General features: G+C 46.0%; 3 protein-coding genes. All 3 read right to left on the reverse strand.

Features of this window, described 5'->3' with window-relative positions:
- Positions 1 to 5: 5 nt before the first annotated feature.
- The 3 genes from NIAKO_RS11505 to NIAKO_RS11515 are packed head-to-tail and all read right to left on the reverse strand — an operon-like array spanning position 6 to position 10306.
- Positions 6 to 716 carry a thioesterase II family protein gene (locus tag NIAKO_RS11505; protein ID WP_014218586.1) on the reverse strand — a complete coding sequence of 237 codons (711 nt, stop codon included), beginning with the start codon at positions 714 to 716 and terminating at the stop codon, positions 6 to 8.
- Positions 713 to 2368 carry an MBL fold metallo-hydrolase gene (locus NIAKO_RS11510; RefSeq protein ID WP_014218587.1) on the reverse strand — a complete coding sequence of 552 codons (1656 nt, stop codon included), beginning with the start codon at positions 2366 to 2368 and terminating at the stop codon, positions 713 to 715. Before NIAKO_RS11510 ends, NIAKO_RS11505 begins: the two co-directional genes overlap by 4 nt.
- A gap of 39 nt (positions 2369 to 2407) precedes the next feature.
- Entirely contained in the window at positions 2408 to 10306 is a 7899-nt protein-coding gene (locus NIAKO_RS11515) for a non-ribosomal peptide synthetase (protein ID WP_014218588.1), read from the reverse strand.

Consider the following 10306-nt stretch of genomic DNA (forward strand, 5'->3'; position numbering starts at 1 on the left):
ATTGTTTAAAAATGCTGAACGGGCGCAAGGTTTTTATAACAGTAGTTGAACGCTGCGGCTATCTTTTCGGGGTGGTCATGAATAAAGAAATGTCCGCCGGAAAGCACTTCATGTTTAAACCAGGAATTCGTGAACCGGCCCCAGTTTGTGATCTCTTCCACCCTTTCTTCTTCACTGCCCATCAGGGCATAAATGGGTGCGTTCACTCTTATATTGCCGGTAAGGCCATGTTCTTCGGCGATTTCAAAATCGGCCCTGAGTATGGGTTCGAAATACCCGAAATATTCGGTATTCTTAAGTATATCCTGGGGCACGCCCCCTAATAATTCCAGTTCCTGTATGAATTCCTCGTGCTGCATACGGTACCTGCATTTTTTATCCTGCTCTTCATTGGGCCCAATGTTACCGCTAACAATGAGGCAGGCAGGCTTTATACCTTGTTGCTGCAACAGGTGACCCGCCTTTAAGGCGAGATAGGCGCCCATACTATGGCCGTAGATAAGAAATACCGGATGGGTGATCTTTTTTATTAATTGCGAGTAAACATCGTGTACTGCAAGATCAAAATTCCTTAGTAACGCCTCGCCCAGCCTTTTGCCTCTGCCGGGAAGCTCGAGGCATTCCACTTCAAAGTTGTTCAGCAGCGGCTTCATGTAGTCAAAGGAATAGCAATTGCCACCGGCAAAATGCAAAAGGAACAATTGCGGTTTTCTCATATGCCGGCCTCCTGTATGCTGAGGGCTGTTTCCGGTATAATTGCCGCTTTGGTATCATAATTATAAAGGATCTCTTTTTCACCATATAACCGCTCTGCTATGATGCCCCGTTTATGGCATTCATCTACCAGCAGGTTCGACTGTATAATAGGATTTGATTCTTCAGTATATCTTACCGTGCTTATAAATTCCAGCCAGGGTTCCTGGCCCATCGCGTACACATATGCTTCTTTGGGATGGAAGATATTGATCAGGTGCATTCCCCTTTCATAATTGGAGCCCGACAGCCGGCGCGACTGGTCTTTGTCCCTGGCCAGGTCTTCGGTAAGTAATGGACCATACAGCCAGGTAAGCGGCGCACCATCGCATTCCATTCCCAGGAACACCACATCTACATCACCGGTCTCCCGATGCACATGTTCGTACAGTTTTGCTTCCACTATCCTTGAGTCGGCTGCAAACAGGAAGTTGAATTTTTCCACGCCTACATAATAACATGCTTTGGTGTGAATATTAAGGTCGCTGTGTTCACCGGTAAAGGGAATGCCTTTTACAACGCAGTTCTCAAACCTGATCTCTTCCATTTCATCGATTTCCCGTACGTTTTTAAAGCCTACCCGGTTGAACACCATTTTAAGGTTGGGGTCCTGCAATGCGCCGGTGGTGGTCCTTGGCACGATGATATTTTTGATCTTATGTCTTAAAGGCAGCAGGGTTTCAAAAAGGATATGGTCCTGGTGGTTGTGAGTGATCAATACATAATCAATTACATCAGGAAGGTCGATGTCGGAGAAATGGTTTACAGTTGACTGGTAGCCGTAGTAACTGATGAGGGGGTCAACCAGTATACTTACCTCTTTTGTTTCGATGAGAATGCAGGCATGGCCGAAATAACGCATTCTTACAAACGGGCCCTCATATTTATTATAACGGGGCTGGGCTTCCTGTGTAAAGAAGGTATCAAAAAGCGCCCTGTCTTCCGGCTTCACCCCCAGAATCTCCGCCACTTCTTCTATGGAACCCCCTTCCCTTTTCATCCGGCTAAGGGCGTCGATGCCGGGATGATCGAAAGGAATGTTCAGGTGCAATACATTTGGTTCATCGAGCCGTGCCGTGCTTAAACAAAAAGGGCGTTCATCATTGTTGGTAACCCACAAGGCAATACTTTGGGCATCCCTGTTGTAAAACTCACTGTTGTATAATAGCGCTTCAAAGAATCTGAAAGATGGGTTATTGTTCAGGTCATAAGTCAGTTCTACATAGCCTTTAAGAATGTCAGGCACCTTTTCGTACAGGCTTTCCAGCGCGTACCCTTTTGCCTGTTTTTTCAGCATGTCGTCAAGTTCTTTTACCGCTTCGGCAAACTTTATCAGGTGGGCGTTCTTTTCGAGTGTGGCAGCTTTTAATTTGATAATGTCTTCCACGCGGGGCTGCTTGTAATCCATAAACGGGCCACCCAACATTTTAGGGTTCTGCACAGCTGCGGCATGGATCTGTGGCGACTGTATGTACGAATTCATGATCTTTAAATGCCGGCCAACAACGTTCATGGCGGCTGTAGCAGGAGAAACCAGATGCGACCAGGCATACCATCTGTCAAATAATGGCTCTATCACCAGGTTCGGCTTTGTGTACCAGGTATTACTTTTCATAATTACTGAAAAATTTAGTTTACTTATTTTATGGCGCTGTTATAACTTGTCTAATTCTTCCAATTGATCGAGCTTCAATCCTTTATAGGTAAAGTCAACGGGGGTAAAATGTGTTTTGTCTTCTTTTGATAGAATTTCAATGAGGTTTTCAAGATGCAAACGGAAAGAAGCCAGTACGGCGTCGATGGTTGACTGTTTAAACTGGTGCTGGCTGTATGCTATTGATAAACGCATTTTCCCGTCTACTACAATACAGTTAACATTTAACAGCATATCCCTTACGCTGTCTTCCTGTATTTCGCGTCCCTTATAATTGCCGGATAGTTTGAATAGCGGCGCTGCACCGTTGCCGGCTTTATCGGAAGACCCGCCTGAACCAAAACCACCGAGATAGTTAAAGGAGATTTCCGGTGAAATGGTATATTTTTTCCCGGCCAGGTATTTCAGAATGCCATAACCGATCCCTTTGCCGGGCACACGATGCAGATATTCTTTTACTTCCAGTAACTGCCTGAGGGTGTTGCCATCTTTTACATCGAGCACTACCGGATAGTGGGTTGTGAACCAACCAATCGTTCTGCTGATGTCCATTTCTTCACCAATGTATTCTCTTCCATGTCCTTCCAGCCGGACCACCACTTTATCTATATTGAACATGTCATGTATAGATATGCTCAGGGCAGTAAGCAGCACGTCGTTGATATCTGTTTTATAAGCTTTGTAAGACTTTGTTAACAAGCGGTCGGTTTGCTCTTCGCTTAACTGCACGGTTGATACCACCGTATCTTTACTAAGATTACTGCCTTCTGAAAAGTCTTTTGCCAGTGGTTGTAATTTAACAGCATCGGCTATGTTCCAATAAGACTCTTCTTCCTGCCAGTTATTACTATGGGCATAGTCCAACTGTTTTTCCATCCAGTCTTTAAATGAGTTTGATTTTTCAGGAAGGCTGAATGCTTCACCTGCCACATATTGATCATACAGGGTGGAAACATCTTCGAGAATAACGCGCCATGAAACGCCATCTATGATCAAATGATGGGCTACCAACAGTAAACGGTCGCCGTCGGCCGCACGGAAAAGGCATATTTTAAATAAAGGCCCGTTTTCCAGGTCAAAGGAGGCGTGCATACGATCACAATGTGCGGCAAATTCGGTTTCATTTTCCCATTCAACTATTTTGAATGCGCATCCCGGCGCCTCGCCTTTATTTTCCTGTTTCCAACCTTCAGCCGTTTGTATAAACACCATCCTCAATGCATCATGGTGTTGTATTATCTTATCAAAAACAGCTTTTAGCGCTTCTTCGTGAAGCCGGTGTTTGCTTACCAGTAAAACCGACTGGTTGTAATGTGCTTTGTTTTCAATAGTACTTTCTAGAAACTCGTTTTGTATGGGGCTTAATGGCACCAGGCCGGTTACTGTTTCCTGGTTAATTGAGCGTACAGACAACTTTACAAAACCAGCCAGCTGTTCTATTACCGGAATAAGAAGAATGTCCTGTATGGACAGCCCATAGCCCATTTTCTTTAACTGCGCAATGATCTGTATGGCTTTTATAGAATCGCCGCCCAGGGCAAAAAAACTATCATTAATGCCCACATTGTTTTTTTTCAATACCAGCTCAAAGGCTTTTATAAGGGCGGCTTCTATTCCATTGCGTGCACCGATATATGACTGGTCTTTTGCAAACTGCCATTCTTCAGGGTCGGGCAGCGACTTTCTGTCGATTTTTCCGTTGGCCGTTAATGGAAGTTGACTGAGGAATATAAAATGCCCGGGCACCATATACGAAGGAAGTATGTTACCCAGGTACGATTGAAGTTCAGCTACCCCGGGAAGGTGATGCCCCGACACATAGGCAATCAATACTTTACTTTTATCGTACAACCTGTCAACTACGGCAACGCTTTTTACAGCGGGATGCGTGAGCAGTGCATTTTCGATTTCACCAATTTCAACCCGGAAGCCCCGGATCTTTATCTGGCCGTCCTTTCTTCCGATAAACTCAATTTTACCATTGGCAAGCCATCTGCCAAGATCGCCGGTCTTATAGATCTGCTCTCCTTTTTTGAAAGGCGCTTCAATAAATTTTTCATTGGTCAGTTCAGGCCTGTTCAGGTAACCTAAGGCCAGCCCGTCGCCACTTATACAGATCTCGCCCGGTATACCCATGGCAGCGAGTTCGCCGTGTGCGTCAACAATATAAACCCTTGTATTGCCAAAAGGTGTTCCCAGGGCGATCTTTTCATTGCATTCATCCAGTGATATCCGGTTCAACAGCTTGCCAATGGTTGTTTCGGTAGGCCCGTAATGGTTATACACTTCACAGGCGGCCCCACTTTGCTTTAGTTTGTCTAGTACGTCGTGCGTTAACGGTTCTCCACCAAAAACAAGTGTTTTGCAAGGGATAAACGACCTGTTTTCTTCCTGTAACGCTTTCCAGTGTGAGGGAACGATCTTTATACAATCCAATGCGGTGGCAGCCATTATTTCGGGGCTCATTACAGCCGATGCCGAAAATATATGCAGACAACCACCTAACAGGAGCGAACTGTATATAACCGTATTTCCCAGATCGGCGGCAAGCGTTGACATCAATCCGAATGTGGCGCAATCTTTAACATTCGTTCGCTCTGTAAACCCATAAACATAATCTACAAGCGAACGGTGACTGATCATTACTCCTTTAGGCTGTCCGGTACTTCCGGATGTATAAATAACATAAGCAACGGAATCGGGCCGGTGCAATTGTTGTGGATCTAAATCGAAACCAACCGTTTCGTCTGCTTGTATGTCGATCGCAAAAACATTTCCTGTATAGTAATCGAGATCCAGCAGGTATTGTGATTCTGTGATGAGAATATTTGCTTCGCTGTCTGCCAGCATAAACTTTTTTCTGGCCACCGGATAGTCGGGGTCTACAGGCACATAAGCGGCCCCGGCTTTCAGAATAGCGAGTAGTGCTACGATCATTTTCTCTGACCGGTCGAGCATCATACCTACCCTGGAATTGACATCGATATGGTAATTGGCGCGCAGGTAGGCGGCAATACGATCTGACCGTTCGTCCAGTTCACAATAAGTAAGTTGCGCAGACCCAAAAATTAACGCAATATTTTCAGGTGTTTTGCGCGCCTGCTCCCTAAAGAGACCAACAACTGTTCTTTGTTTTGGATAATCAACTGCCGATGTAGTAAACCCGGTAAGCAATTGTTCGCTTTCCGTTGCAGACAACAGGTTGAGTGTACAAACCGGGGTGGCCGGTTTTTCCACGATGGCGTTTAACAACTGTTCAAAATGCTGCAGCATGCGGTCTGCCGTGCTTTCTTTATAAATGGTATTGTTGTAAATGAGGCTTACATGCAGGTTGTTGCCACCACTCTCGGTAAAGAAGAAAGTCATATCGAACTTGCTGGTTACGTACTGGTAGCCATCGTACCGGCTGACATTAAAATCACCCATGCCCCCGCCTGTTGCTGAACTTCCGCTGCCATTGCGCTGCAACACCACCATTACTTCGAACAGCGGGTGCCGGCTGATATCGCGTTGAAGGTTCAATTGTTCTACCAGTTCGTCAAATGGGTACGACTGATGTTCGTATGCGCCGAGCGTTACCTGTTTTACATTCTCCAACAGGTCTTCAAAACTGTTCTCCCCATTAAACCGGGTTCGCAATGCAAGCGTATTGACATAAAATCCTATCTGATTTTCGAGGTCGGGGTGCTGCCTGCTGGCAATAGAACTGCCCAACACAATATCTTCCTGGCCTGTGTACCGGTACAACAGGGCATTTACCGCTGCCAGCAGGCCCATGAACAGGGTGGCGTCCTGCTGAAGGGTTAACGATTTAATTGCTTTTCCTATGGAAGGTGACAGCCATTTCCTTACTATACCCCCGGTGTACGTTTTTACAGGCGGGCGGGGATTATCACCGGGTAAGGCCAGCACCGGCAATTCGCCTTCAAAGCAGAGTTTCCAGTAATTCTTATGAAGGGTTGCCTGGTCGTTCTTTAATTGCTGCTGCTGCCATGCCGCATAATCTTTGTATTGTATCCTCAGTGGCGGTAACGGGTCGGCGGCCCCTTTCAGGAATGCATTGTAAATGGTCATCAATTCTTTTATCAAAATACCGGTCGACAGGTCGTCACTGATAATATGATGTATGACGTAGGTAAAGATCCATTTGTTTTTGGCAACCCGGTACAGGTTCACACTAATGAGCGGGCCGGTGCTCAGATCGAAGGTTGTTGTAAAACTTTGCTGAAGCAGGTCTTTTACCCGGTTTTCGGGGTCCTTTTCCTGTATAAGATCGGTGTAGTTAATATTAAATGCCGCTTCATCGGGCGATAGCACAAATTGTTTTGGAACGCCGTTCTCCTCTTCCTTAAAAATTGTACGCAGCGATTCGTGCCGCCGGATCAGGGCCCTGAACGATTGGTTCAATATGTCATAGTTAACTTCGCCATCGAACACATAAGCGCCCGGAATGGTATAGGCGGCATTTCCACCCGTCAGTTTACTCAGGATCCATAACCTTCGCTGAGAGGAGGACAAGTCATAGTTATGTCTGTTCTCTACAGGCAGGATCTCGTCAAATGCCATTTTCTTTGACTCGGCAATCAGTTTAGCCTGTTCTTCCAGAATGGAAACAGTAAACAATGTACGAAGCTCTATCTTTACTTCGAATTCCTTATATATCATGGTTGCCAGCCGGGCAATTCTAAGACTGTGCCCGCCCCTCTCGAAGAAATCGCTCCTGGCGGTAATTCGTTCCCGGTCCATAGAAAGTACATCGCTCCATAATGTTATCAGTCTTTCTTCCGTGCTGGTTAAAGCACCATCGGTGCGGGTATTCATTTCCAGGTTTCGTATAGCAGGTTCGGGCAGCGCTTTACGGTCTACTTTACCATGTGCAGTGAGGGGCATTTCAGAAAGCAGTTCAACATGGGACGGAACTATATAAGCCGGCAACACTTTATTTATATAATGGCGAACCGCATCTGCCGTAAGTTCATGCTTCCCTGCAACGTAAGCGATCAGTTCCAGCAAACCTTCTTTATCCGGCCTGGCAATAACGGCAGCAGCAGTAACACCCGGGCAGCCTGTCAGCGCCGCCTCCACATCACCCAATTCCACCCTGTAACCACGTATTTTCACCTGATCGTCTTTTCGGCCGGTGTATACTATGCGGCCATCATTCAGCCTTCGGCCGGTGTCACCGGTCCTGTAAAGCCGATCTCCGTTTTTATAAGGATTCTGAACAAACTTTTCTGCAGTCATTTCGGACTGACCGAGATACCCCTTACACACACCTGCCCCGCCAACGCAGATCTCACCCGGTATGCCAGTACCGCAAACCCCCAACTGTTCATCGAGGATGTAAATAGCTGCGCCATCAATGGGTTTTCCAATCGTAATTGAACTATTGGGGTCCACTTCTTCAATCATACAACCAACCGTAGCTTCAGTAGGACCATACTCGTTAAAGATCCTTATAGCCGGGTTGATCTTTTTCAAAATATCAACATGTTTTGGCAATAATTCTTCCCCGCCTACAATGGCGCTGACCATGGTGGTAGAACCAAGTTCCAGGTTCTGCAGATAATTGATATGCGAGGGCGTTAGTTTAATACAGTTTATACCGCTGTCTGCAGCAAAGCTGTGTTGGAATATTTCGGAAAGTTCAGCTTCCTGTGCGTAGATGTAAAGGGTATTGCCGCGAACGAGCGTACAGAAAATACCCGTGACCGTAAGGTCGAACGACAACGAGGTATACAAACCGAAATTTCCATGGGCTGCATTGGTAAAATAATACTGACAGCACCACTGAATATAATTTGACAGATTCCCGTGCGAAATGCTACAGCCCTTGGGCTTACCGGTAGAACCTGAAGTAAAGATCACATACGCCGTATCTTCGGGACTTGTATTTGTTGCCAATGGAACGGGCGGTTGCTGCAGCATGTTGAGCTGCACATCCATGGCAAATACAGTGCCTTCATAGTATGACAGATCAAATGCATAGGCAGTTTGGGTGATCATCACTTTCATGCCTGCATCCCGAATGATCTGCTCCTGCCTTGCAGGCGGGTATGCAGTATCTACCGGTACATACGCTGCACCCGCTTTTAACACACCCAGCATGGCTATTATCAAATTTTCAGACCTGTCGAGTAAGATGCCAACCAGGTTGTTGCTTTTCAATGAACATTCTTCTTTTAAATAATGGGCCAGCCTGGTGGATAGTTCATCGAGCTCGCTAAAGGTGAGCGAAGTATCGCCAAAGATCAGGGCCGTTTTACCGGGCCCGCCGGCTACCTGTTTTTGAAACAACGACAATACCGAAGTGAAGGCCGGTGCTTCTGCGCCTGTTTTCAGCAGCCGGGCCATTTCATCGGAAGGTATATAGGAATGTTTATTTACCGGCCCTTCCGGTGCAGCAATTATTGATGTAAGCAGCATACTGAAATGCGTATGTAACCGCTCTATCGTTTCTTTTTCGTAAAGGTCTTTGTTGTACTCTATTGATAAATTGAGGTCTTCGCCCGATGCCGCGAACATAAAAGTAAGGTCAAACTTACTCACTGTATGTTCGCCTGCTTCATAACCGCTGATCTGCAGGTTGGGCAGCGATGGCGCATTTTTCGATGGTGAATTTTCGTGAAAGTCAACCAATACATCGAAGAAAGCGCTTCTGCCTGTTTCCCGTTTAACGGGCAGGGCATTTAAAAGTTCATCCAGCGGATAAGCCTGGTGCGTTTGCGCTTCAAGGATGGTTGTACGAATAATTTGCAGTACCGTTTTAAAATCGTTCTCTCCTTTAAATCGTGCTCTGATTGGCAGTGTGTTCAGGAAGAGACCTATCTGTCCCTCCAGTTCAGCCTGTGTTCTGCCGGCTATGGGGGTCCCTACAACAATATCATCCTGCGCGGAATAGCGGTGAAGCAGGATGTTTACAACTGTCATCAGTCCCATGAACAGGGTGGCACGCTGCTCCTGCGCCAATTGCCTGATACCTTGCGCCAATTCCTTTTCTATCTTTTTGCTTACAATGCCACCTTCATTTGTCTTTACGGCAGGGCGCTCCCTGTCGGCAGGCAATTGTAATACCGGTAACTCTTCCATTTGTTTTAACCAGTATTGTTTATGAGGTATCATTGATTCATGCTGAAGCTGCTCCTGCTGCCACACCGCGTAATCCCTGTATTGCAAATGCAGGGGTGATAATGGTATCGAAGATGCTGTTGACAGCGCATTATATACCGAAAGCAGTTCGTGAATGAGTATACCCATTGACCAGCCATCGGTGATTATATGGTGTAATACATAGGCAAAAACCCATTTATTATCCTCCAGCTGATATAGATAACCTTTTACCAGTGGACCGGTACTTAAATCAAAAGATAATCTAAGGTCTTCCTGCACGATGGCAGCTATCGTTCGCTTATAGTTGTTACGAAGATCTTTCCTGTTCAGGATCGCAAAACCTGGTTCGTTTACGTCACAAATGAACTGCCTTGCCTCGCCGGACCCATTGTCTTTAAAAACAGTGCGCAGGCTTTCATGACGGTTTACGATTTCTTTGAATGCCGCTGCAAAGGCTTCTTCGTTAAGCTGGCCTTCAAATAACCAGGCGCCTGGTATATTATACTCTATACTGCCGGGGGTGAGTTGATTTAAGATCCAGAGCCTGCGCTGTGAGGATGATAATGGATAGCTATCCTGTTTTTCAACCGGTTTTATTGAATGTACAGGTCTGCCATTGCTGTTCTTTCGAAGATAGGTCAAAAGCGCTTCCTTATTTACCTGTATGGCTGCAAGCAGCTCTTCGCTAACATCAGCTGATCCCGCTTCGATTACCAGTTCGTTATTGTTCAGGGATAAACGTATATCGGATGCTCTAAGGCTTTTAATTATTTCCTTAACATTTTTCAT

Origin of the sequence: Niastella koreensis GR20-10 (assembly GCF_000246855.1) — a bacterium.
Lineage (GTDB): Bacteria > Bacteroidota > Bacteroidia > Chitinophagales > Chitinophagaceae > Niastella > Niastella koreensis.

What these genes read in the sequence shown, in the direction of transcription:
- NIAKO_RS11505 (WP_014218586.1), bottom strand. Translation starts at nt 716, where the DNA reads ATGAGAAAACCGCAATTGTTCCTTTTGCATTTTGCCGGTGGCAATTGC.
- NIAKO_RS11515 (WP_014218588.1), bottom strand. Translation starts at nt 10,306, where the DNA reads ATGAAAAATGTTAAGGAAATAATTAAAAGCCTTAGAGCATCCGATATA.
- NIAKO_RS11510 (WP_014218587.1), bottom strand. Translation starts at nt 2,368, where the DNA reads ATGAAAAGTAATACCTGGTACACAAAGCCGAACCTGGTGATAGAGCCA.